Source organism: Stenotrophomonas sp. PS02300 (assembly GCF_029959395.1).
GTDB lineage: Bacteria > Pseudomonadota > Gammaproteobacteria > Xanthomonadales > Xanthomonadaceae > Stenotrophomonas > Stenotrophomonas maltophilia_AD.
In genome coordinates this window covers 1-24,568 of record NZ_JASCOP010000057.1, presented here as the reverse complement: position 1 = coordinate 24,568, position 24,568 = coordinate 1, and the positions used below count along the sequence as shown (strand labels likewise).

Genomic DNA, 24,568 nt, shown 5'->3' with positions numbered 1-24,568 from the left:
GAGCCACGCCCTGCGTGGCTGCGGGATGGTCGGCGCTGCCCAGCCACGCAGGGCGTGGCTCTACGGGTTTGCGTGCCGTCGTGTCTGGCAGCGCGTGGGTGGTGTTGCGGCGCTGGGCTCGTTCGGCCTGCAGCTGTTCGGTGTAACCGGCAACCGTCTGCCGCTGCGCCGGTGCGGTGTAGTGCTTGAGCGCGGCCTGCATCAACACCGTGCGCGCATCCTCGCCTTCGCCGTTGATCAGGATCACCACGCCCACCTTGCGGTCCGGCAGCAGCGCGAGCGAGGAATACATGCCCGACAGCGTGCCGGTGTGCGCGACCTTCCACTGCCCGTCCATGTCCGACAGGCGCCAGCCGTAGCCATAGGCGGAGAAATGCGCGTTGTCCCAGCGCCGCTGGCGTTCGCCTAGCGGCATGGGCATGTGCGCGGTCCAGAGCGCGCGGCGCTGGGTATCACTGAGCCACCCGGGCACGAGGCTGGGATCCAGCAGCACCTGCATCCAGCGGGTCATGTCACGCAGGCTGCAGCGGATGCCGCCGGCCGCCATCGAGGTCAAATCCGGCGCGATGTCGGTGTCGGCGTTGACGACCACGTTGCCGCCCTCGCGCGGGGCGTGCGGCTGGGCGACGTTGCCCACCTTCGCCAGCGACCACATGCCGGCCTGGCAGCGGCTCATGCCGAGCGGGATGAACACTTCCTCGCGCAGCAGCTGGTCATAGGGTTTGCCACCGGCAGCCGCCGCCACTTCACCGGCCACCACGTACATCAGGTTGTCGTAGGCGTAGCCGCTGCGGAAACTGGTGACCGGTTTGAGATGTTCCAGGCCGGCAATGATGTCGGCGCGGGTGAAGGCATTGGGTTCGGGCCAGAGCATCAGGTCGCCCGCGCCTAGGCCGAGCCCGCTGTTGTGGATGAGCAGGTCGCGGACCTGCATGTGTTCGGTGACCCACGGGTCGTGCATGCGGAACTGCGGCAGGTACTTCGTAACGGGGTCGTCCCAGGCCAGCAGGCCACGGTCGACCAGCCGCGCCAGGACTGCCGCAGTCATGGCCTTGCTGTTGGACGCGATCTTGAACAGGGTGTCGGCATCGATGGGCTCGCCGCTGCCGGCGCGGCGTTCGCCACGGGTGCCGGTGAATACCACCTGGCCATTGTCGACCACCGCCATGGCGATGCCCGGCAGGTGATGATGTTCGACGGTGCTGTCGAGCATCGGGGCGAACGGGGACGGGTCGGCTGCGGAAGCTGGCATTGCGATTGCCAGGCCGAGCGAGAAAAGCAGCGTTGTCGGGTGTATCGGGTGGAGGTGCATGGCATCAGCAGGTGTAAGCGGGGGACGGACTGCCGTCCCCCGCGCTGTCGATCAGAAGTTCCAGGTCACCATCAGCTGGGTGTAGCGCGGGGCCTGCCAGCGCGTGCCGGTGTTGAAGGTGTTCTCGCGGTACTGGCCCGGCTGGGCTTCGTAACGCTGGTGGACGTTGATGACGGTCTGGTTGTTGAACAGGTTGAACACCGACAGCCGGGCGCTCAGGTCGATACCCTCCACCGGCAGGCGCCAGGTGACATTGGCGCCCATGGTCCAGGTCCACGGCAGGCGACCATAGGCACCGCGCGGGGTGTATTCGAACTGGCGCTGGTCGTACGGGCCCGAGCAGTTGGCCACGCACAGCCAGCCGGTGCCACCGCCGCCGCTTTCGTTGGAGGTGCTGCCGCCGGCCACGGTGTCGTTGGGCCACATCACGCCGAACGCGGTGATCGGGCCACCGGACTGCACCTGGAGCGTGGTGCCGAACGACCACTGTTCATTGAGCGCATACGCGGCGCGCAGCTTGAACTGGTGGCGGAAGTCGTTGAACAGCACGCCATAGCGTTCGTTGTTGGACGGGTGGTCCCAGTGCTGGACCATGCCGGTGTCGCCGTAGCCGGTATCGGAGTTGACCGGGCCCTCGAAGTTGCCGTCGCTGCGCGACCACAGGTAGGAGGCGTTGAACAGCCACTTCTCGTCCCATGCGCGGTCGATCTGGAATTCCAGCGCCTTGTAGGTGCGCTTGGGCTTGGAGTAACCCACCACTTCACCGCTGCCGCCCTTGCGGTAGCCGCTGTTGGCGGTATCGATGGTGATCCAGCCTTCGGTGGCGCAGCCGATGCTCGAGTCGCCCCAGATGGTGAGGCTTTCACCCGGGTTGGCGATCGGCCACAGGGTGGTGCCGGTCGGGCCGCACGGGGTGTAGTTCAGGCGCATGTCGTCCAGCGCGCGGTCCATGGTGCGGTAGGTGGCGTTGACGCCCCACGACCAGGCCTGGTTGATCATGCTCTGGAAGCCGAGGATGTATTCGTCCTGGTACACGGCCTTGAGGTCGCGATCCACGCTCTGGCGCAGGTCGGCCGCGCCGGTGTTCATGCGGGTATCCACCGGGCCGATCTGCTGGCCGATGATCGGCGCCATGTAGGGCGCGCCGGTGACCGGGTTGGCCTGCTGCTGCCAGCCCTCCAGCACGAAGTAGGAGTATTCGTCGGTAAGGCCACCCGCGAAGTTGACGTTGATGTTGTTGGTCACCGGCAGGTAGTAACGGCCGGCGTTGCCGAACAGCTTGGTGGTGGCATCGCCCTTCACATCCCAGGAGAAGCCCACGCGCGGTGCGATGAGGTCGTCCATCTTGATGAAGGCGTTGCCATCGGCGGTACGGTTCTCGAAGCGGTCCCAACGCACGCCCAGGTTGAGCATGAGGTTGTTGGTGACGTTCCAGATGTCTTCCAGGTAGAAGGCGTTGGCTTCGGTTTCGAAGGTACCGCCGGACACGCGGTTGCGGCCGCGCAGCATCTCGGTGACACCCGGCGGCACGAAGGCGTTGGCGCCATCCCACACTTCATCGCCCGGGCGGGCAACGTAGGCGGTGTAGCTGAGCTGGGTCGGGCCCGGGTAGCGGGTGGACTGCTCGGTGGTCATCAGCTCACGGTCCACGCCGAAGCGCAGCAGGTGGCGGCCGAGCTGCCATTCGAAGTCCAGGCGGGCCACGTCGCGGGTGTCGTCGCGCTCGGCCACGGCGGCGCCGGTCGGGTGGCAACCGGGACGCAGGCCGTTGAGCTGGCCCAGGCGCGAGGCGTAGCTGGCATCGGTGAACACCGGGCTGCAGGCTTCATCCAGCGAGGAGCTGGTGAACGCACGCTGGTTGTTCTGGCCGACCATGGCACGGGCGGTGAAGTTCTCACCGAAGTGGCCGGTGTAGGTGGCCGAGTAGTTGCGGCCGCCGCTTTCGGTGACCGAGTCGCCGCCCCAGGCGCCGATCTCGCTTTCGTCCCAGTCGTAGTTGTAGGAGGCGTTGGTGACATCGCCTTCGTCGGAGAACGCCAACAGGGCCAGGCTGTGGTTGTCGGTGATGTTCCAGTCGAGCTTGGCGCCCCAGAAACCGTTGTTGGCTTCGTTCTTGAACCAGGTCAGCGCGTCGTTGGAGGTGTTGTGGCCATGGTCGTTGCGGTCTTCGTACATGGCGAACAGGAACAGCTTGTCCTGCACCAGCGCGCCCGAGCCCCAGACGTTGGTCTTGAAGAACGAGCTGTCGTCACGGCTGGCGTAGGAATGCGCGGTGCCGTCGCGGTGGAAATGGTCGCGGCCGCTGGAGCGCCACGCGCTGGGTTCGGCGGTGACTTCCACGCCGCCCTGCAGTTCATTGCTGCCCGAACGGGTCACCGCGTTGATCACACCGCCGGTGGAACGGCCGAACTCCACCGAGTAGCCGCCGGTCTTGACCTGGAATTCGCTGAAGAAGGCGAACGGTGCGCTGGAGAAGCCGCGCCGGGTGTACATGTCGGTGACGTTGAGGCCGTTGATGAACACCGCGTTTTCGGCCACCGACGAACCGGCGAAGGACAGGCCGCCGAACGTGGAGTTGCCGCCGACCACGCCCGGCGCCAGCAGCGCCACCGCGCTGAGGTCCTGCGCCACGGGCAGGCGCTGCAGTTCCTGGCGGTTGACGTTGAACGAGGTTTCGGTGGTGGACACATCCACGCGGTTGACCACGCGCGTGCCGATCACCTGCAGCGCGTCGAGGTTGACCACGCCGCCGCCACTGGCCAGGTTCACCGTGGTGGTGCCGCCAATCGCCACGCTGACCGCCACCGGGTCGCCAAGCTTCTGGCCGTCGCGGCTGAGCTGCAGCTGGTAATCGCCCACCGGCAGCTGGCCGAGGCGATAGCTGCCATCGGCGCTGGCGGTGACGGTGCGGGTCAGGCCGGTGCTGTTGCTGACCACGGTGACCTGGTCACCGGCGCTGGCCCGACCGGCCACCGCACCGCTGACTGCCTGTGCGTATGCAACCGTTGGCAGCACGCTGCCGAAACACGCACCCAATGCGACGCATAGCGCCGCCCGCTTCAAACCGTTCGCTTTCATTCCCTGCTCTCTCCTTCAAGGGTGAAATAGTGATACCGCCGATTACCGCGTCGACTTCGCTGGCACCACGTGCGATTCGAAGTCGTAATTCCATTGATCGAAATACAGGTTGCCGCCGGACCATTCGACTTCGCCGCGCTGCGAATCCACGGTGTCCGAGCGCGGGTGCTGCTTGGCCGGCTGGAACGGCTGCTGGAAGTCATCGTTGAAGGCGATGCGGTAGGCATCGAGCCCGCCGAAGTAGAAGTCGCGTAGTGCCGGGTCGGCGCTCTTCAGGCGCCCAGTGGTGACATCCATCGGCACCCAGCCATACGGGGCCAGGTACAGCGCGCCCCAGTCGTGCAGGTTGTTGTAACCCACCGCATCGTCCGAATAGACCATGCCCGACTGCCAGCGCGCGGGAATGCCGTTCAGGCGCAGCAGCGCGATCAACAGCAGCGTCTGCTGCCCGCAGTCGGCATGGCCGGCGTGCAGGGCGTAATCACTGATGTTGGAAATGGTGGAGTATTCGCGCGCACCGGCCCACGGGATCTGGTCGACCGCGTCGAACAGCTTCTGGGCGATACGGTACGGATTGGTTTCATTGCCGACCACGCGCTGCGAGAACGCGCGCAATGCCGGGGTGAACACCACGTGCGGCGGCTGTTCGGCCAGGTAGGGCTGCAGCGCGGCATCGGGCGGCGTGGGCAGCACCTTGGCCGGATCGATCTCGATGTGGCGCGCATACACGGTGACCGCGTAGCGGATCTCGAAGCGGGTCGGCTTTCCGGCCACCGCTTTCTGCTGCAGGTGGACCGTGCGCTGCTGGGCTGTTTCGGGAGCGATCACCGCGCCGCTGTTCGGACCGATCCAGCTGATGTCTTCCTGCTGCCCGGGAATGGCGCGCGGGTAAGGAATCCACGCCTGCAGCAGTTCACCGGCGGGCACGGCATCGGGTTTGACCGTGATTGACTGGGTGACTTCCACACGGCGCGGCACCACGCTGCTGGCGCCGCTGGCCTTGGCCGCCGCGATCACTTCTTCATGGTGTGGGGCGAGGTTCTCGTACGGGCCATCCACCGGCGGCGGGACGTTGGGTGCGCGGCGTGCCTTGGCTTCGGCGCTGACCCGGAACAGGTTGGCCGGCGCGCGCTTGAAGTAGCGGCGCTGCCCATCGATATCCAGGTGTTCGATCAACCCGGCGGCATCCCAGCGCGCGAACTCGTCATCGCGCAGGTCGGGGATCTGCTTGCGTACCTGCGCCTTGGCGGCGGCTTGGTCCAACGTGAAATCGAGCCGCATGCGGCGCATGCGCTCGCGCTGGAACGCATAGGCGGCACGTGCGTCTTCGCTGAGCGCGGGGTCGCTGATCGCCGTGGCGATGCGGGCATCGGCGGCGGCAAAGTCGCCGTGGTCGATCTGCGCCACCACCGCATCCAGCGCCAGCCCCTGCGCCCCGGCCGAGGCGATGCCCAGCAGCAGGCACGCCGTCGCGGCGCGCCGGGCGAAGGTCGAGGCAGAAGAACGCGGTTTGCGTACGGGCAGATCCACGGCGACACTTCCCAAGGTGCAGGTGGTAATCGCTGTGTAACACGGGCCTGACAGGTGGTCAATAATTTATTCTTGCTTTCGCTGGAAAAAGGAATAAATATTCCTGACGCTTTCGAGGAGGGTGACCGCTCCATGATCCAGGCTTCCCCCCGCCGCCCTGCGCGGCTTGCGTGGCCGGCGCGTGCCTTGCTGGCCGCGGTGCTCGCCCTGCCCGGCACTGCCGCGTGGGCCGAGGCGCCACTGGCCGGCCCTTCCGACTTTGCTGGCGTGGTGGGCCTGCGTGAGGCCTATCTGGACCCGGCGTTCTGGGCGGCGCGGTTGCCCGATGCCGACCGGGTGATCCTGGATCGCGCGGGCATCGCGGCGCAGAACGCGCGCATGCGCGCCGAAGACGACTCCATTCACGACCTGCGCGCCCTGCCCGCGCGCCTGCCGCGCGCCACGGTGCTGGCCGATATCCAGGCGCTCTCGCGCTGGCCGCAGAAGCCGCTGTTCGGTGAGGACGGCAAACCGGTGGCCGCCACCGCGCGTCCCGCGATCGAGGCCAACCTGGCGCTGGATGCCATTCCCGCCGAGCGCCCGCTGCAGTACGGCCTGGTCACGCACCGCGCCGCGCTGCGCGCGTTCCCGACCGCGCTGCGGGTGTTCACCTCGCAGGGCGATACCGATATCGACCGCTTCCAGGAGTCCGCGCTGTTCCCGGGCGATGCAGTGGCGGTGCTGCATGAAAGCGCGGATGGGCAGTGGCTGTTCATCACCAGCGAACGCTACTCGGCATGGATCGAGAAGCGCTTCGTGGGCGTGGGCGATGCCGCCACGGTGCTGGGGTACGGCCAGCACCGTCCGTACCGGGTGGTGACCGGCGCCACGGCGTACACCGCGTTCACCCCGGAAGAGCCGCGCGTGTCGCGGCTGCAGCTGGAGATGGGCGTGCGCTTGCCGGTGCTGGCCGACTGGCCGGTGGCGCAGGCCGTGAACGGCCAGCAGGCACACGGCGCGCATGTGGTGCAGCTGCCGGTGCGCAACGACGACGGCACGCTGGCACTGGTGCCGGCATTGCTGCCGCGTTCGCAGGACACCGCCAGCGACTACCTGCCGCTGACCCCGCGCAACCTGCTCACCCAGAGCTTCAAGTTCCTGGGCGAGCGCTACGGCTGGGGCCATTCGTACGACACCCGTGACTGCAGCGGCTTCGTCTCCGAGATCTACCGCAGCTTCGGGGTGCTGGTGCCGCGCAATACCAGTGCGCAGGCGGTCAGCCCGGCGCTGGACCGCATCGCCTTCAGCGACAAGGACGGCAAGGCCAAACGCAACGCGGCCGTGCAGCAGCTGCAGGTAGGCGACCTGGTCTACATTCCCGGCCACGTGATGGTCACCATCGGCCAGCTCGACGGACAGACGTGGATGATCCACGACACCTCCGGCGGCAGCTGGTTCGGCGCGGACGGCAAGCGCGTGCAGGCACACCTCAACGGCGTTTCGGTGACCCCGCTGCAGCCGATGATGGCCAGCGACACCGTGAGCTACATCGACCGCATCACCAACATCCAGCGCATCCGGCCCCAGACTCCTTGATGAAAATCACCGACATTGAACTTGGCATGCTGCGCGTGCCGCTGAAAACCCCGTTCAAGACCGCACTGCGCACCGTGGACACGGTGGAAGACGTGGTGGTGCTGGTCCGCACCGATACCGGCCACACCGGCTATGGCGAGGCGCCGGCCACGGCGGTGATCACCGGCGATACCCACGGTTCGATCATCGAGGCGATCAACACCTTCATCAAGCCGCGCCTGGTCGGCCAGCACGTGGCCGAACTCAACCGCAACTGCGCGCTCATCCAGTCGTCGATGGAGCGCAACACCAGCGCCAAGGCGGCGGTGGAAATCGCGGTGTACGACCTGTGGGCGCAGCTGCACAAGGCGCCGCTGTACCAGATGCTGGGCGGTGGCGACCCGGTGATCACCACCGACATCACCATCAGCGTGGATTACATCGACAAGATGGTGGCCGATTCGCTGTCGGCGATCGACCGCGGCTTCGAGTCGCTGAAGATCAAGGTCGGCAAGGACATCGGGCTGGATATCGAGCGGGTCAAGGCGATCCACGCCGCCGTGCAGGGCCGTGCCCTGCTGCGGCTGGATGCCAACCAGGGCTGGACCGCCAAACAGGCGGTGCACGCCATGCGCACGCTGGAAGAGGCCGGGGTGGTGCTGGAACTGCTGGAGCAGCCGGTGAAGGCGGCCGACATCAGCGGGCTGAAGTACGTGACCGACCGGGTCAACACGCCGGTGATGGCCGATGAGAGCGTGTTCAACCCGGGCCAGGTGTTCGACCTGATCCAGCAGCGCGCGGCCGACATCATCAACATCAAGCTGATGAAGACCGGCGGGTTGTCCAACGCGATCCGGATTGCCGACATCGCCGCCATCTACGGGGTGCCGTGCATGATCGGCTGCATGATCGAATCGAGCATCAGCGTGGCGGCGGCCGTGCACCTGGCGGTCGCCAAGAGTGAGGTCATCACCAAAGTGGACCTGGACGGCCCCTCGCTGGGGCAGTTCAATCCGGTCACCGGCGGGGTACATTTCAACGAGTCGGAGATCACCATCAGCGATGCGCCGGGGCTGGGCATCACCGAGGTGCGCGGGTTGGAGATGATCAAGCCGCCGCGCTGGTAACGTCCTCCGTCCCCTTTTTGATTGGCTGAGCCATGCCGCCCCTGGTGAAAATCCGCTCCGAGCGTGACTACATGTCGGCAATTGAACGCCGCATCGCTGATTTCATCCTCGACAATGCCCACCTGCTGCGCGATTACTCGTCGCAGCAGCTGGCCAGCGCGCTGGGCATCAGCCAGTCCAGCGTGGTCAAGTTCAGCCAGAAGCTGGGCTTCAAGGGCTACCCGGACCTGAAGTATTCCATCGGCCAGGCCGTGGCCCGGGCCGGCAACGACCCGGCCGCCGGCCCGCCGGCCGCCGCACCGGGCAACGATTACGACCAGCTGGCCGAGCGCCTGCGCCTGAGCCGCACCGCAGCCGATGAGGAAACCCGGCTGGCCAACCCGCAGGCGGACGTGGAAGCGATCGTGCAGCTGATCGACGGCGCGCCCAAGCTGTTCGTGTACGGGCTGGGCGACGATGGCCTGTACGCGCGCGAGTTCGCGATGCGGCTGTCGCTGCTGGGCATGCTCACGGTGCACCACGCCGACCCGATCCTGATGATGGCCAACCTGTCGGCGGCGCGGCCGGGCGATGTGCTTCTGGTGTTTTCCGAATTCGGCAAGCTGCCGCAGCTGTTCCAGCTCTCGCGCCAGTTCCAGGACGTGGGCGGCAAGGTGGTGTCGATCACCCGGCACAGCGCCAACCCGCTGCGCGCGCACGCCGATGGCGCGCTGGTGGTGTGCGCGCACGACCCGGCGCCGCACGTGGCGCAACTGTTGTACCGTTCTGCCTTGCAGTCGCTGCTGGACTTCGTGTTCGTGCTGCTCTGCCACGCCAACCCGGACCGCCACCGCCAACTCGGGGTGAACCTGGAACGGATCGAACACCTGATCGACACCTGATTCCCGGAGTGCACCCGATGCTGTCGCTGCTGCGTACCGCCTTTGCCACCGTGCTGGTTGCCAGCGCCCTGCCCGCCTCGGCACTCACCCCCGTGGCCACGCCGCTGCACGACAACGGCCAGATGATCATGGTCACCACCGATGGCTGGGATGCCACCCAGGGCAGGTTGCAGGCCTATGCACGCACCCCACAGGGCTGGCAGCCGCACGGCGCCACCTTCGATGTGGCGGTGGGCCGCAATGGCAGCGCATGGGGCGTGGGCGTGATGCCCGCACCGAACGGCGCGGGTCCGCAGCAGGCCGGCGACCCGGTGAAGCAGGAAGGCGACGGCCGCAGCCCGGCCGGCATGTTCAGGGTCGGCCCGGCGTTCGGTTATGCGCCGAAGATCACCAGCGCGATGCCCTACCAGCCGATGCTGGAGAGCAGCTACTGCATGGATGTACCCGATTCGAAGTACTACAACCGCATCGTCGATGCCGAGGTCGTGGGCGCCGATGCGGTGGAAGGCTCCACCGAACCGATGCGGCTGGACCTGCACAACAAGGGCGACGTGCGCTACCGCGAGGGCTTCGTGATCGAGCACAACCCGAACGCGGAACCGCGCCGGGGCAGCTGCATCTTCGCGCACCTGTGGCGCACGCCGGGTGAGGCCACTGCCGGCTGCACGGCGATGCAGCCCGAACACATGCACGGCCTGCTGGCCTGGCTGGACCCGGCCCAGCACCCGGTGTTCGTGCTGCTGCCGCGCGCGCAGTACCAGCGGCTGCAGCAGGATTGGCAGCTTCCGGCGCTGCCGAAGGCCGCACGATGAGCGCCGCGCCCGAACCGCAACTGGAACGCGCGGTCAGCCGCTGGCAGATCGTGGGGTTGTCGATCAACGATGTGATCGGCAGCGGCATCTACCTGCTTCCGGCCGCTACGGTGTTGTTGCTGGGGCCGTTCAGCCTGTGGGGCGTGGTGGCGGCGGGCATCGTGGTGGCGCTGCTGGTGCTCTGTTATGCGCAGGCGGCCAGTTACTTCGATGAACCCGGCGGCAGCTACCTGTATGCGCGCGAGGCGTTCGGGCGCTTTGCCGGGTTCGAGATCGGCTGGATGATCTGGCTGACCCGGATCAGTTCGGCCGCCGCGTTGAGCAACGCGCTGGCCGATGCGGTGGCACGGTTCTGGCCCTGGGCCGGGCACGATGTGGGCCGGGTGCTGGTGATCGTGGCCTCGCTGGGCTTCCTGACCGCGGTGAACGTGGCCGGCGTGCGCTCGGCGGCGCGCACCGGGATCGTGCTGGTGATCGGCAAGATGCTGCCGCTGCTGCTGTTCGTGGCGATCGGCGCGTTCTACGTGGATACCGACCTGGCCTTCTCCGGCACCCGCCCGGACCCGCACGACCTGCAGCGCATGGGCGAGGCGGCGTTGCTGCTGCTGTATGCCTATGCCGGCTTCGAGAACATCCCGGCCGCCGCCGGTGAATACCGCAATCCGCGCCGCGACATTCCGTTCGCGCTGATCACCATGATCATCACGGTGACGGTGATCTACGGCGCGGTGCAGTTCATCGCGCAGGGCACGCTGCCGGGCCTGGCCGATTCGGCCACGCCGCTGGCCGATGCCGCCGCCGGCTTTGGCGGCGAGGCGCTGGCCCTGATCCTCACGGTGGGCGCGACGATCTCCATCCTGGGCACCAACAGCAACACGATGATGATGGGCCCGCGCTTCCTGTTCGCGCTGGCGCGCGATGGCTACGGGCCGAAGCTGCTGGCGCAGGTGCATCCGCGCTTCCGCACGCCGGCGGCGGCGATCATCACCCAGGGCCTGATCGCGCTGGTGCTGGCGTTGTCCGGCTCGTTCGTGCAGCTGGCGCTGCTGTCGATGACCACGCGCCTGTTCGCGTACATCGGCACGGCGGCGGCTGTGATCGTGCTGGCCCGCCGCTTCCGCGACCGCCCCGGCGCGCTGAAGCTGCCCGGCGGCCCGCTGATTCCGATCCTGGCGCTGGTGCTGTGCCTGGCGCTGTTTGCCAGTGCCAGCTGGCAGAACATTGCCGCGGCGCTGATCGCGTTCGCGGTGGGCGGGGTGATCTACCTGTTGCCGCGCAAGGAGGCGTGAGGCACCGCGCTTGATGCGCTGTTCACTCCGCGCGCCCATGGCGTTAACCCGGTGCTGGGTACGGTGAAGCCTCACCCCACCGGAGCCAGACATGAGCCCTGATTACCAGATTCCCGGCCGGGTGCCGGAAGACGGCGTACCGCGCGAAGCAGTGTCCGATTACTGGCGCGAGCGTTTCAGCGCCGAGCCGTATTACGACAGCGAGCAGACGTTCGAAGATTACGAACCGGCCTATTACCTGGGCCACAGCGCGCGCTTGGGCGGTACCCGCGCCGATGAGATCATCCAGGCCTACGAGCAGGTGGAAGCCGAACTCGAATCGCGCTGGGCGCGTGAACAGGCCACCAGCAAGCTGACCTGGGCCCAGGCCCGCAACGCGGTGCGCCGCGGCTGGGACGAGTCCACCGCCCTGCACCAGGCCCACCTGGACAAGGGCGTACCGCGCGGCACGTGAGTACCGCGCGGCGCGACGCCGGATTATTCCGCGCGCGGAATCGGCGGGATCTCACGATCACCCGCGGCCATCAGGTCGCGGGTGTTCTTCTGTACGGCCACGGCGCCGAACAGGCTCAGGGCGAAGGCCATGCCGTAGAAGCCCTTTTCGCTGAGCAGCAGGGTGGCGTTCCACAGGCCGACCAGCAGCAGCAACAGCGACACCAGCAGCGCGAACCAGCACAACGAGTAGTACAGCGCACTCACCGGAATGCCTTCCACCCGGTCACGCACGCTCTTCTGCAGTGACACCGCGGCGAACAGGCCGAACAGCAGCAGGGTGAGGTAGTAGCCCTTTTCATTCAGTGCCATCTCGGCATTGAACAGGCCGACCAGATAGGCCACGGCGCCAAGCAGCAGTGCGGTCCACGAGGCGGCGATGAACGCCGGAGACGGTTTGGTGACCTGAGGCTTCATTGTTCAAACTCCCTTTTGATGGCGCCTACGGTAGCCGATTCCCCCGCACCCGCCTACGGGGGTGACGTATGGTCCACGCCCCCTTGATGGCCATGGTGTACAACAACGGCTGGCCATTCGCGTCCCCTTCCGGAGATTTCCCATGACCCGCCGCCTGCTGCTCAGCCTTGCCCTCGCCGCCACCCCGGCCCTGTTCACCACCGCCTGCGTGGCCGCCGATACGCCCGGGGCGGCCTCCGCGCCCGCGCTGGAAAAGGCGCAGTGGCCGTTCACCGCCACCGAATTTGCCACCTTCGACCAGCCCTGGGCGATGAGCTTCCTGCCCGATGGCAGCCTGCTGGTGACCGAGAAGGAAGGCCGGCTGAAGCACTTCAACGTGGCCACCCGCAAGAGCGCGGAGATCACCGGCGTGCCGAAGGTGGCCTACGGCGGCCAGGGCGGCTTCGGTGATGTGCTGCCGCACCCGGATTTCGCGAAGAACGGCTTTGTGTACCTGAGCTACGCAGAGGAAGGCGACAACGACACGCGCGGCGCCGCCGTGGGCCGCGCCAAACTGGTGCTGGCCGCCGATGGCAGCGGCACGCTGGAAGACTTCAAGGTGATCTGGCGCCAGACCCCGAAGGTGGAAGGCAAGGGCCATTACGGCCACCGCCTGGCCTTCGGGCCCGACGGCAAGCTGTGGATCACCTCCAGCGAGCGGCAGAAGTTCGACCCGGCGCAGGACATGTCCGGCAACCTGGGCAAGATCATCCGCCTCAACGATGACGGCAGCGTGCCGGCCGACAACCCGTTTGCCTCCCAGGGGGGCGTGGCCACGCAGGTGTGGTCGCTGGGCCATCGCAATGCGCTGGGCATCGCCTTCGATGCGCGCGGCAAGCTGTGGGTGCACGAGATGGGCCCGGCCGGTGGCGATGAGTTGAACCTGATCACGCGCGGGGCCAATTACGGTTACCCGATCGTGTCCAACGGCAACCATTACGACGGCCGCGACATTCCCGACCACAGCACGCGCCCGGAATTCGCCGCGCCGAAGGTGACCTGGACCCCGGTGATTTCGCCGGCCGGTTTCATCATCTACAGCGGCACACTGTTCCCGAAGTGGACCGGCAGCGGCTTCATCGGCGGGTTGTCGTCCACCTCGCTGGTGCGGGTGGCCTTCGACGGCGACAACGCGCGCGAAGCGGAGCGCTTCCTGATGGGCGAACGCATCCGCGAAGTGGAACAGGGCCCGGATGGCGCGATCTGGCTGCTGGAAGACGGCAGCAAGGGCAAGCTGTTGAAGCTCACCCCGAAGGGGTAAACAGCAAGTGCCGACCAACGGTCGACACCTACCGGTGACACACCCTCGGTAGGTGCGGACCGTTGGTCCGCACGCCGTCGTGTCATTGCCCGATGTTGTTGACCTTGACGTCGCTCTTCGTGCATTCCTTGTCCAGGCAGGTGCCGTTGATCCACACCTCGCCCTGGCCGAGCATCACGCCCTGCCAGTTGACGAACAGGGTGTCGAACGTCTGCTCTGCGATCAGCTTCGCCAGCGCCGGGGTCACGATCTTGTCGTAGTCGCGCTGGAAAGTGGCGGCGTCAGCCACCTTCTGGTTCTTGCCGCTGATGGTGACCCGCACCGGGTACCGCATCAGCCCGGCCACGGCGGCACGGTCACCTGCGGCCACGCCACGCTGCAATTCGTTGAACACGCTTTCGTAGGGAGCCGCATCACCCAGCAGCTTGGTGATGCGCTCGCGCGCGCCAACCTCGGCGTCGGCAGATGCATCCGCAGCGGGCGTAGCCGCCGAATCGGTCCCCGCCACCGGCGGTGCAGTATCCGGCGTGGGTGCCGTGCCCGGTTCCACCGCATCCGGTGACAACCCGGCCTGCGGCGCATCCTCAGCGGCGGTGGGAGTGGTGGCCGGCGGCGAGGTCGATGGCGCCGCCGCCTCATTGGCCGGCGGCGTGGGCTGGCTGCAGGCAGCCAGCATCAACGTGGGAAGCAGGATCTTGATCAGGCGCATGCACGGCTCCGTCGGTATCGCGAAGATGCCAGCGTAGCCGGTACTGCGTGCAGCACCCATGACGGTAGTGCCAGGCCCTGCCTGGGAATCCGTCAGCCCGCCAGCAGCTCGAAGATCACCGGCTCACCGGCAGCAGACGACGCACACACCCACACATCGAACTGGCCCGGCTCCGCACGGAACACGCCATCACGGCCGGTGAAGCCCAGCGCATGACGATCCAGCGTGAAGCGCACCTGCGTGCTCTCGCCCGGCTGCAATGCCACCTTGCGGAAGTCCTTCAGCTCGCGCACCGGCCGCACGCGGCTGGCCACGCGGTCGTGGATGTACAGCTGCACCACTTCCTCACCCGCCACCGCACCGGTGTTGGTCAGGGTGGTGGTGATCTCCAGCGCGTCATCCCAGCCCAGCTGGGCGCTGCTCAACTGCGGCACGCCATAACCGAAGCTGGTGTAGCCGATGCCGTGCCCGAACGGGTACAGCGCCGCGTTCGGAATCTCGCGCCAGCGTGCCTTGAACTCCGACATGGTCGGCAGTTCCGGGCGGCCGGTGCGCGGGTGGTTGTAGAAGAACGGCTGCTGCCCCGACACCTGCGGGAAGCTCACCGGCAGGCGGCCGGACGGGTTGTAATCGCCGAACAGCACATCAGCCACGGCCGGGCCGGTCTGCGTGCCCAGGTACCAGGTGATGGCCACGGCCTGCGCATTGCGCACCGCACCCTGCAGGGCCAGCGCGCGACCATTGCGCAGCAGCACCACCAGCGGCTTGCCGGTCATCGCCACCGCCTCGGCCAGCGCCTGCTGCGCCGCCGGCAGGGTGATTTCAACGCGCGACTGCGCTTCACCGCTGTAGCGCTGCGGTTCGCCCAGTGCCAGCACCACCACGTCCGCACGCAGCGCGGCGGCCACGGCCTGTTCGATGCCGTCCTGCACGGCCGCTTCCAGATCGCAGCCGGGCACGATTTCCAGCAGGCTTTCATCGCTGATCGCCGCGCGCACGCCGGCTTCCAGGGTGACGTAGCGCGACTTGTCGCCGAACAACGTCCAGCAGCCTTCGATGTTGTCGCGGTCCTGCACGAACGGGCCGATCAGGGCGATCTTCTGCCCGTCCCTGCGCAGCGGCAGCACGTTGCCTTCGTTCTTCAGCAGCACGATGGAACGGCGCGCGGCATCGCGCGACAGTTCGTCATGCGCGGCGATGTACGAGGTATCGGCTTCGCGCACCGGATCCAGCGAACGGTAGGGATCGTCGAACAGGCCGATCGCTTCCTTCAGGTTGAGGATGCGGCGCACCGATTCATCCAGCGTGGCCATCGGCACGTCGCCGCTGTCGATCAGGCCCGGCAGGTGTTCGGCATAGAAGCCGCTCTGCATGCTCAGGTCCAGGCCGGCGGTGAAGGCCTTGGCGGTGGCGTCGCGGTCGTCGGCGGCATACCCGTGCGCCACCAGTTCCATGTCGGCGGTGTAATCGGAGATCACCACGCCCGGGAACTGCCACTCACCGCGCAGGATGTCGGTCAGCAGTTCGGCGTTGGCGCTGGCGGGCACGCCGTTGATGTCGTTGAAGGAGGACATCACGGTGATCGCGCCGGCTTCAAAGGCGGCCTTGAACGGCGGCAGGTGCACGTCGCGCAGGGTCTGCGGCGAGATGTCCACCATGTTGTATTCCATGCCGGCCATCACCGCGCCGTAGGCGGCGAAGTGCTTGGGCGTGGACAGCAGCGCGTCGGCGGCGCGCAGGTCCGGACCCTGGAAGCCGCGCACGCGGGCGGCGGCGAACGCACAGCCCAGCACCACGTCTTCACCGGCGCCTTCGGCACCACGGCCCCAGCGCTGGTCGCGGGCGATGTCCACCGCCGGTGCGTAGGTCCAGTGCAGGCCGGCTGCAGTAGCTTCGACGGCGGTGGCGCGCGCGGTGCGCTCGGCCAGGTCCGGTTCGAAGCTGGCCGCTTCACCCAGCGGGATCGGGAACACGGTGCGCATGCCGTGGATGACATCGGCGGCCAAGATCACCGGAATGCCCAGGCGGCTTTCTTCCAGGGCGACCTGCTGGATGCGGCGGCCGGCGTCGACGCCCACGCCGTTGAACAGCGAGCCCACCTTGCCTTCGCGCACCTGCTGCAGCACCTGGTCGGCGTTGCTGACATTGGCTTCGGGGTTCACGTCCGGCGCGAACGGCCGGACCATGTCCGCGAACACACCCAGCTGGCCGACTTTTTCTTCGACGGTCATCTGGGCAATGAGGGTTTCGATGCGATCGGAGGCCACCGGCTATCCTTATGAAAACGTTTACAAGGCCGAGATTCTAGCGTTCCCGGCGCCACCAAAGCAAAGCGCGGGGCACAGGAGCTTACTCTGCGGCGGCCCGCTGCTGCTGCGCGGCCATCAACATGGCATCACTGGAGGCCTGGAACACCCGCAGCCCGAACGCCGGCAGGATCGCCAGCAGGTGGTCGAACACATCCGACTGGATGCCTTCGTAGCCCGCCCAGGCGGTGGTGCGGGTGAAACAGTACACCTCCAGCGGCAGGCCTTCGGTGGTGGGTTGCAGTTGCCGTACCAGCAGCGTCATATCCGTATGGATGCCGGGATGCTGGCGCAGGTAGCGCTCCACGTAAGCGCGGAAGGTGCCCAGGTTGGTCACCCGGCGCGCGTTCACCGCCGCCACGCCCTGGGCCTGCAGTTGGGTGTTCCACTGGGTCAGCTCGGCCTGCTTTTCACGCAGGTAGTCGCCCAGCACCGCGAACTGCTCCAGCCGCTGCAGCGCCGCCGCGTCCAGGAAGCCCACGCTGTGCTGGTCCAGGTACAGCGCGCGCTTGATCCGGCGGCCGCCGGCTTCCTGCATTCCGCGCCAGTTCTTGAACGACTCGGTGACCAGCTTCTTGGTCGGGATGGTGGTGATGGTCTTGTCGAAGTTCTGCACGGTGATGGTGTGCAGGGCGATATCGATCACATCGCCATCGGCGTTCTGGCTGGGCATTTCGATCCAGTCGCCCAGCCGCACACGGCCATCGCCGCTGATCTGCACGCTGGCCACCAGCGACAGGATGGTGTCCTGGAAGACCAGCATCAGCACGGCGGTGGCGGCGCCGAGGCCGGCCACCATCGGGCCCAGCTTGACGCCCAGCAGGGTGGCGACGATGGACAGCCCGGCCACCACGAACACCACGATCTTCACCACCTGCAGGTAGCCCTTGATCGGCTTGCTGCGGGCATCGGGGCGGCGTTCGTACAGCTCGTTGGCCGCATCCAGCGCGTGCGAGACGGCCAGCGCCACGGTCAGCACCGCCCAGGCCTGGCAGGCACTGACCACGCCCGACACCAGCTGCGGCGGCAGGTCCGGCACGATGCGGATGCCGGCCGCGATGACCATGCTGGGCACCACGTTGGACAACCGCGAGATCACCCGCAGGTTGCTGCCGCCTTCCGTGCCGGGCAGCCGGCGTACCAGCCGGCGCAGGCCACGCAGCAGGATGCGCTTGGTGACGAAGTTGGCCAGCCAGGCGGCCAGCGCCAGCGCGCACAGGACGAAGGTGGTGTAGGCCCAGGGCCAGGGTTCGAGGGTCTGTTGCAGGCCTTCCAGCCATTGCACGGCGATTACTGCATCTGTCATTTCTTGGGGGTCTCTCATTACTGCCAGGGCCGGCCAACGGCCGGCGCTACCGGGCAGCTCAGGCGGCGCTGCGCTCGATGATCACGCCAACGGCCTTTGCGCCACGCACGGCGCCGGGCTTGCTCAGCTTCAGGCGCAGCCACTGCACGTTGAATTCGCGCAGCACGATCTCGGCGATGCGCTCGGCCAGGGTTTCGACCAGGCCGAAGTCGGATTCGCGCACGAACTGCTCGATGCGCTTGCTCACGGCCTTGTAGTTCAGGGTGTCGGCGATGTCGTCGCTGGCCGCCGGCCTGCGGTTGTCAAAGCCCATTTCCAGATCGAAGCGCAGGGTCTGGCGGATCCGCCGTTCCCAGTCGTAGATCCCGATCAGGGCATCGATCTCAAGCCCTTCGATGAATACCTTGTCCATAGGAGTGCCACGTAGAAGATGGCGACCATGGTAACGGGACGGCCCCGAACGTGCCTCGAACCGGTGCCTGACGGCGCCCGATGTGAAATGCGGGCCGAAAAAGACAAAGGGCCCCGCGCGGGGCCCTTTGCTTACTGCCAACGTCCCCGGGGGAAATGGGTCTCCCCATGAACTGGCCCCGGCGGCACACGCAGCGACCGTAGCTGGCTGCGTGTGCACGGTCAACCACCGAGGTTCATTTTTGAGACGCGGCACGCGTTGCGTGTACGACCCGGGGATGCCCACACCATGAAGGCGACTTTCCTGATTGGGCCAATCGTCCGCTGTTACCAGGATGAGGCAATGTAGATCCAATGGAGCACGGGATGCGCGACTGGCACCTCATACGACGATCGTTCTCGGCTGAGCGCATGCAGACGTACGAGGCTGCGGCAGCACGGGGTGCGACCTGTATCCATCCTTTCGAACTCTATCAATGGAACATGCAGATCAGCGGCGCTTTCATGCTTCCGCTGCATACCTGCGAGATAGTCATCCGCAATGCCGTGGCCGAAGCCATTGCAATGAGACATGGGCCGGCGTGGCCTTGGCGGGAGAGCTTTCGGCTGAGCCTGCCGAGCAGTGTCCACGGGTACAACGCGCGCGAGGAACTACGTCGTGCCGCGAGTGGGTGCTCCTCCACCGCAGGGGTGGTAGCTGCGTTGCGCTTTGCATTCTGGCAACAGATGTTCACCCAGCGATTCGATCAGTCGCTGTGGTCAGGAACGCTACAGAGCGTGCTCCCTGGCTCTCATGGCGACGCGCACCGAACGCGGGCCGGAGCGTACGCTGATCTTGAGCGGGTACGCCAATTGCGCAATCGCATCGCGCACCATGAGCCGATCTTCGCGCGGGACCTGCGCGAAGACCTGACGACGATCATCCGCGTCGTAGGGCTTCGTTGCCCACACATCGGCATATGGATGCAGGATCACCAATCGGTGACAAGCGTGCTCGGGCAACGCCCCGGCCGCACTACACCGCCGGCAGCGTCGCCATGTCCCAGCGCGGGGTGACCTGCACCTGCGGCGGGTTGTGCTGGCCGGCCTCCAGGCGCAGCGCGCCGGCGAAGGCGATCATGGCGCCGTTGTCGGTGCACAGCGAGGGGCGCGGGAAACAGGCACGGCCGCCACGGCGTTCGGCCATCTGCTGCAACCGGGCCCGCAGGCGCTTGTTGGCGCCCACGCCACCGGCAACGACGATCACGTCGGTGCCCGCCGCATCCAGCGCGCGCTCGCATTTGATCGCCAGCGTCTCGACCACCGCATCTTCAAAGCCGCGCGCGATGTCGGCGCGGGTCTGCTCACTCTGGTCGCTGTCGCGCCAGGCCAGCAGCACCTGGGTCTTCAGGCCGGAGAAGCTGAAATCCAGCCCGGGCCGGTCGGTCATCGGGCGGGTGAACTTGAACCTGCCCGGGGTGCCCTTTTCGGCCAGCGCTGCCAGCTGGGGGCCGCCCGGGTACGGCAGGCCCATCAGCTTGGCGGTCTTGTCGAAGGCTTCGCCGGCGGCATCGTCCAGGGTCTCGCCGAGCAGGCGGTACTGGCCGATCCGCTCCACCGCCACCAGCTGGGTATGCCCGCCGGACACCAGCAGGGCCACGAACGGCGGCTCCGGCGGGTCTTCTTCCATCAGCGGGGCCAGCAGGTGGCCTTCCATATGGTGGACACCCACCGCAGGCACTTCCAGCGCCCAGGCCAGCGAACGGGCCACGCCCGCGCCCACCAGCAGGGCGCCGACCAGCCCCGGGCCGGCCGTGTAGGCCACCCCGTCAATGTCGCCCACGCCCAGCCCGGCCTCGGCCAGGGTCTGGCGGATCAGGGGGAGCAACTTGCGCACGTGGTCGCGGCTGGCCAGTTCAGGCACCACCCCGCCGTATTCGGCGTGAAGGGCGATCTGGCTGTACACGGCATGGGCGCGCAGGGCGTCCGGGCCGGCCACGGCGGTGTCATACACCGCTACGCCGGTCTCATCGCAGGAAGATTCGATACCAAGGACTCGCATAACGGGTATTATGGACCCCTTGAGGCCTTGGCAGATGTACCGCCGACGTGCCCTTCACTACCCCAGGCCAGGAACTTTGCCGGGGTGGGTTGCAACTTCTTTTCTCGCCGCTATAATGTGCGGCTCTCACCGGGCGTGACCCGGTTCTACTGTGTCCCGGAGATTCCATGCCCAGCGTTAAAGTCCGCGAGAACGAGCCCTTCGAGTTTGCGCTCCGTCGCTTCAAGCGCACCTGCGAAAAGGCCGGCGTGCTGGCCGAAACCCGCAAGCGCGAGTTCTACGAAAAGCCGACCCAGGAGCGCAAGCGTAAGGCTGCCGCTGCTGTGAAGCGTCAGCTGCGCCGCTCGTCGCGCGACGTCACCAAGCGTCAGCGCCTGTACTGATCGGACGCAACTTCGATGCGGCAGGCTGGTCCTGTCGCGGCGGAGCCGAAGCCGGAACGCGCGAGCGTTACCGGCTTTTTGCGTTTCCACCCTTTTCATCGATACGAGGTGTTCCATGAGCCTGAAGCTGCAGCTCACCGAAGACATGAAGGCCGCCATGAAGGCGGGCGACAAGCACAAGCTGTCCGTGATCCGCCTGATCAAGGCGGAAATCCAGCGGCGCGAAGTGGATGAGCGCATCGAGCTGGACGACACCGCTGTCATCGCCGTGCTCGACAAGATGGTCAAGCAGCGCAAGGACTCGATCAGCCAGTACGAAGCGGCCCAGCGTGAAGACCTGGCGCAGATCGAGCGCGACGAACTGGTGGTGATCGACACCTACCTGCCGGCCAAGATGGGCGAAGCCGAGATCGTGGCTGCGATCCAGGCCGCCGTTGCCGAAACCGGCGCCGCCAGCGCCGCCGACATGGGCAAGCTGATGGGCGCGCTGAAGCCGAAGCTGGCCGGCCAGGCCGACATGGGCCTGGTGTCCAAGCTGGTGAAGGCGCACTTCGCCGGTTGAGTGCAAGGGGACACGACCAACGGTCGTGTCCTACCGGGTGGCGTCACGGTCCCCGCGGCCGGTGTCGTCCTCGGGCGGCTTCGCACCATGCGGTAGGCACCGACCGTTGGTCGGTGCATGTTTCACCCGGTCTTCGAACCGGGCCTGCTAGAAATCCAGGCATGTCTTCGCTGCCGCCTTCCCCCGCGCCCGAGCCCGCGCACGACCCTTCCCGCGTTCCGCCCCGCCTGCGCAAGTACGTGGACCGGCTTGAACGCAGCTTCCCGGTTGCCGTGGGCAAACGCTTCGTCGATGTGGACGTGCTGACCCAGGCCGCGTCGGTGTCCTTCTATGCCCTGCTGTCGATGGCGCCGTTGCTGGTTCTGCTGCTGTGGCTGACCGCCTCGCTGTACCCGCCCGCACAGCAGGCGCTGATCGGCCAGATCAACGATGTCGCCGGCAGCAGCGCGGCCACCGTGGCCGATACCGTGCTCAAGAATGCCGACAACCAGCCCTCGATGGGCTCGCTGGCCGGCATGTGGAGCACGCTGCTGCTGTTCATCGGCGCCACGGCGGTGTTCGCCCAGCTGCAGAACGCGCTCAACCTGATCTTCAATACCAGCGGCGAACGCCTGGACGGCATCGTGGCCTGGCTGCGCAAGCGCGTGTTCTCCTTTGGCGTGGTACTGGCGCTGGGCTTCCTGCTGATCCTGTCGATGACCGCCACCACCATGCTGCAGGTGGCGTTCGCGCAGCTGCCTTCGGTCCTGCCGGCGGTGGGCTACCTGACCAGCCTGCTGCTGTACACGGTGGGCTTTGCCTTCCTGTACCACTACCTGCCCGACCGCCGCGTGGCCTGGCGGCAGGCGTTCATCGGCGGGGTGATCACCTCGGCGCTGTTCGCGCTGGGCCGCTATGGCATCGGGCTGTACATCGCCACGGTGGCACCGGGCAGCGCCTACGGTTCGATGGGCGCGCTGGTGATCTCGCTGGTGTGGATCTACTACGCCACGGTGGTGTTTTTCGTGGGCGCGCTGATGACGGCGGTGATCGACGAGCGCCTGCGCGCCCGCGTCCACCTGGCCGAGGCCGGCATCGTGCCGCCGAAACCGGGCGAAGGCACCGCCAGCTAGTAGACTAGCGGGGTCCCCCGCTTCCGTGCGTGGCCGTTGCCGGCCGTGCCCCCTGCTGCTGCCCATGGCCCGTATCCCCGACGCATTCATCGACGACCTGCTGGCCCGCTCCGACATTGTCGAAGTGGTGGGCAGCCGCGTGCCGTTGAAGCGCCAGGGCAAGGAATATTCGGCGCGCTGTCCGTTCCATGACGAGCGTTCGGCCTCGTTCACGGTCTCGCCCACCAAGCAGTTCTACCACTGCTTCGGCTGCGGCGCGCACGGCACCGCGATCAGCTTCCTGATGAACTACGACCGCCTGGAGTTCCTCGACGCGGTCGATGAGCTGGCCAAGCGCGTGGGCATGGAAGTGCCGCGCGATACCCAGCCGCGCACCGCCCAGCAGCAGGACGACAGCCGCGAGCTGTACGCCGCGCTGGATGCGGCCACGCGCTTCTTCCAGAAGTCGCTGGAAGGCAGCGACACCGCGCGTGCCTACCTGGACCAGCGTGGCGTGGACGAGGAAAACCGCACGCGCTTTGCGATCGGCTACGCGCCCGATGGCTACAGCGCGCTGAAGGATGCACTGGGCAAGGACGAGCGGCGCATGAAGCTGCTCGACCGTGCCGGGCTCTTTTCCAAGAACGACCGCGGCCATGTCTACGACAAGTTCCGCGACCGGGTGATGTTCCCGATCTTCGACCGGCGCGGGCGCGTGATCGCCTATGGCGGCCGGGTGATGGAGAAGGACGACGGCCCGAAGTACCTCAATTCGCCGGAAACCGCGCTGTTCCACAAGGGCCGCGAGCTGTACGGCCTGTGGCAGGTGCGCCAGGCCAACCAGAAGATCGAACGGTTGATCGTGGTGGAAGGCTACATGGACGTGGTTTCGCTGTTCCAGTTCGGGGTCACCCAGGCGGTGGCCACGCTGGGCACGGCGACCACGCCGGACCATGCCGAGCTGCTGTTCCGCAACGCGCCGGACGTGTTCTTCTGCTTCGACGGCGACGCCGCCGGCCGCCGCGCCGGTTGGCGCGCGCTGGAATCGGTGCTGCCGCGCATGAAGGATGGCCGCCAGGCGTTCTTCCTGTTCCTGCCCGACGGCGAAGACCCGGACACCATCGTGCGCAAGGAAGGCAAGGACGGCTTCGACGAGCGACTCAAGCAGGCCACGCCGCTGTCGCAGTTCTTCTTCGACGAGCTCACCCGCGAAGTGAACATGGGCACGCTGGATGGCAAGGCGCGCCTGGCCGAGCGCGCGCGGCCGATGCTGGCGCAGATTCCCGATGGCGCCTTCGGCGACCTGATGAAGCAGCAGCTGGCCACGTTGACCGGGCTGGGCGCCAAGCCGGCTGCCGCGCCGGTGTCACGCCCGCCGGCACGCGCCGTGGCACCCGCGCAGCGCCGCAGCCTCGTGCGCGCGGCCATCGCCATCCTGCTGCAGCAGCCGTCGCTGGCGATGACGCTGGAAGGCCACCACTTCAGCGGCCTGCGGTTGCCGGGCGTGGAGCTGCTGATCGAGCTGCTGACCCTGGTGGAACAGCGCCCGGATATCAGCACCGGCGCGCTGCTGGAGCATTTCGAAGGCCGCGAAGAGCAGGAATCGCTGCACAAGCTGGCCGCGCAGACCCTGCCCGGCGATGAGGCGATGTGGAACCAGGAGCTGCACGATGCGGTGGCGCAGCTGGAAAAACAGCTGTTGCTGCAACGTCTTGAGGAGCTTCAGGCAAAGCAGCGGCAGCAGGGGTTGGACGATACTGACAAGTACGAACTGCGCGAGCTGTTGAAGGCGCGCGCCACGCTGCGTTGACCGATGAGGGAGGAAGGTGAAGTGATGCGACGTTGGAACCGCCCCGCCTTCTTCAGTGCCTTCCTGCTGTGTCTGGTTACCCTGGCTCCGGTGGGCAGCGAGGCAGGGCCTCGCTCTACGCAGAATGGGCCGGATGACGGACTGGTAGAGCGAGGCC

The 24,568-nt window shown here is 66.9% G+C and carries 21 protein-coding genes; 12 read left to right on the top strand and 9 right to left on the bottom strand.

The annotated features are described in order from the left end of the window. The 3 genes from QMX79_RS12005 to QMX79_RS11995 all read right to left on the bottom strand — a co-directional run. Positions 1-1,252 (bottom strand): serine hydrolase domain-containing protein (locus QMX79_RS12005; RefSeq protein WP_282246951.1); only part of this gene is annotated, 1,252 nt, incomplete at its 3' end. A gap of 111 nt (positions 1,253-1,363) precedes the next feature. Next, positions 1,364-4,390, bottom strand: a complete 3,027-nt coding sequence (locus tag QMX79_RS12000; protein WP_282246950.1) for a TonB-dependent receptor — start codon at positions 4,388-4,390, stop codon at positions 1,364-1,366. A gap of 42 nt (positions 4,391-4,432) precedes the next feature. Next, positions 4,433-5,851: a transglutaminase domain-containing protein gene (locus QMX79_RS11995; protein ID WP_282246953.1), complete on the bottom strand. Its 1,419-nt coding sequence runs from the start codon at positions 5,849-5,851 to the stop codon at positions 4,433-4,435. Positions 5,852-6,052: 201 nt separating this feature from the next. Here QMX79_RS11995 and QMX79_RS11990 point away from each other — a divergent pair, with 201 nt between their 5' ends. The 6 genes from QMX79_RS11990 (at position 6,053) to QMX79_RS11965 (ending at position 12,037) form a co-directional block, all read left to right on the top strand. Further along, positions 6,053-7,495, top strand: coding sequence for an SH3 domain-containing protein (locus QMX79_RS11990; RefSeq protein WP_282246949.1), 1,443 nt, complete (start codon positions 6,053-6,055; stop codon positions 7,493-7,495). Beyond that, positions 7,495-8,601, top strand: a complete 1,107-nt coding sequence (locus QMX79_RS11985; protein WP_282246948.1) for a dipeptide epimerase — start codon at positions 7,495-7,497, stop codon at positions 8,599-8,601. The genes QMX79_RS11990 and QMX79_RS11985 overlap by 1 nt, the downstream gene beginning before the upstream one ends. A 32-nt stretch (positions 8,602-8,633) precedes the next feature. Further along, positions 8,634-9,482, top strand: coding sequence for a MurR/RpiR family transcriptional regulator (locus tag QMX79_RS11980; protein WP_282246947.1), 849 nt, complete (start codon positions 8,634-8,636; stop codon positions 9,480-9,482). 17 nt (positions 9,483-9,499) lie between these two features. After that, positions 9,500-10,294 carry a hypothetical protein gene (locus QMX79_RS11975; RefSeq protein ID WP_282246946.1) on the top strand — a complete coding sequence of 265 codons (795 nt, stop codon included), beginning with the start codon at positions 9,500-9,502 and terminating at the stop codon, positions 10,292-10,294. After that, positions 10,291-11,583 carry an amino acid permease gene (locus tag QMX79_RS11970; protein WP_282246952.1) on the top strand — a complete coding sequence of 431 codons (1,293 nt, stop codon included), beginning with the start codon at positions 10,291-10,293 and terminating at the stop codon, positions 11,581-11,583. The genes QMX79_RS11975 and QMX79_RS11970 overlap by 4 nt, the downstream gene beginning before the upstream one ends. Before the next feature lie 91 nt (positions 11,584-11,674). Beyond that, positions 11,675-12,037 carry a hypothetical protein gene (locus QMX79_RS11965; protein WP_282246945.1) on the top strand — a complete coding sequence of 121 codons (363 nt, stop codon included), beginning with the start codon at positions 11,675-11,677 and terminating at the stop codon, positions 12,035-12,037. 23 nt (positions 12,038-12,060) lie between these two features. Here QMX79_RS11965 and yiaA read toward each other — a convergent pair whose 3' ends face one another. Then, a complete protein-coding gene (gene yiaA / locus QMX79_RS11960) occupies positions 12,061-12,492 on the bottom strand; it encodes an inner membrane protein YiaA (protein ID WP_282246944.1) in 432 nt (143 codons plus the stop codon). 142 nt (positions 12,493-12,634) lie between these two features. On the opposite strand from yiaA, the gene QMX79_RS11955 reads away from it, so the two are divergent. Then, positions 12,635-13,792, top strand: coding sequence for a PQQ-dependent sugar dehydrogenase (locus QMX79_RS11955; RefSeq protein ID WP_282246943.1), 1,158 nt, complete (start codon positions 12,635-12,637; stop codon positions 13,790-13,792). Between the two features lie 82 nt (positions 13,793-13,874). On the opposite strand, the gene QMX79_RS11950 is transcribed toward QMX79_RS11955, so the two are convergent. The 4 genes from QMX79_RS11950 to folB form a co-directional block, all read right to left on the bottom strand. After that, positions 13,875-14,501: a hypothetical protein gene (locus tag QMX79_RS11950; RefSeq protein WP_282246942.1), complete on the bottom strand. Its 627-nt coding sequence runs from the start codon at positions 14,499-14,501 to the stop codon at positions 13,875-13,877. Between the two features lie 92 nt (positions 14,502-14,593). Next, positions 14,594-16,768, bottom strand: coding sequence for a beta-glucosidase BglX (gene bglX / locus QMX79_RS11945; RefSeq protein WP_282246941.1), 2,175 nt, complete (start codon positions 16,766-16,768; stop codon positions 14,594-14,596). Positions 16,769-16,850: 82 nt separating this feature from the next. Further along, on the bottom strand, positions 16,851-18,113 hold the full coding sequence (locus QMX79_RS11940; protein ID WP_282246940.1) for a mechanosensitive ion channel domain-containing protein: 1,263 nt from the start codon (positions 18,111-18,113) through the stop codon (positions 16,851-16,853). Positions 18,114-18,171: 58 nt separating this feature from the next. Further along, the gene (gene folB, locus QMX79_RS11935) at positions 18,172-18,525 is read right to left on the bottom strand and encodes a dihydroneopterin aldolase (protein ID WP_093532979.1); all 354 of its coding nucleotides are present in this window, start codon (positions 18,523-18,525) and stop codon (positions 18,172-18,174) included. Positions 18,526-18,890: 365 nt separating this feature from the next. Between folB and QMX79_RS11930 the strand changes: the two genes are divergently transcribed. Then, positions 18,891-19,580, top strand: coding sequence for a hypothetical protein (locus QMX79_RS11930; protein ID WP_282246939.1), 690 nt, complete (start codon positions 18,891-18,893; stop codon positions 19,578-19,580). On the opposite strand, the gene tsaD is transcribed toward QMX79_RS11930, so the two are convergent. Continuing rightward, the gene (tsaD, locus tag QMX79_RS11925) at positions 19,540-20,565 is read right to left on the bottom strand and encodes a tRNA (adenosine(37)-N6)-threonylcarbamoyltransferase complex transferase subunit TsaD (RefSeq protein ID WP_282246938.1); all 1,026 of its coding nucleotides are present in this window, start codon (positions 20,563-20,565) and stop codon (positions 19,540-19,542) included. The two genes, QMX79_RS11930 and tsaD, sit on opposite strands and share 41 nt — an antisense overlap. A 167-nt stretch (positions 20,566-20,732) precedes the next feature. On the opposite strand from tsaD, the gene rpsU reads away from it, so the two are divergent. From rpsU to dnaG, 4 genes are all read left to right on the top strand, one after another. Beyond that, positions 20,733-20,948: a 30S ribosomal protein S21 gene (gene rpsU, locus QMX79_RS11920; protein WP_002808376.1), complete on the top strand. Its 216-nt coding sequence runs from the start codon at positions 20,733-20,735 to the stop codon at positions 20,946-20,948. Between the two features lie 115 nt (positions 20,949-21,063). Further along, positions 21,064-21,510, top strand: a complete 447-nt coding sequence (locus QMX79_RS11915; RefSeq protein WP_282246937.1) for a GatB/YqeY domain-containing protein — start codon at positions 21,064-21,066, stop codon at positions 21,508-21,510. Positions 21,511-21,671: 161 nt separating this feature from the next. After that, positions 21,672-22,622 carry a YihY/virulence factor BrkB family protein gene (locus QMX79_RS11910; RefSeq protein ID WP_282246936.1) on the top strand — a complete coding sequence of 317 codons (951 nt, stop codon included), beginning with the start codon at positions 21,672-21,674 and terminating at the stop codon, positions 22,620-22,622. Positions 22,623-22,686: 64 nt separating this feature from the next. Further along, positions 22,687-24,411, top strand: coding sequence for a DNA primase (dnaG, locus tag QMX79_RS11905; protein WP_282246935.1), 1,725 nt, complete (start codon positions 22,687-22,689; stop codon positions 24,409-24,411). Positions 24,412-24,568: the final 157 nt, after the last annotated feature.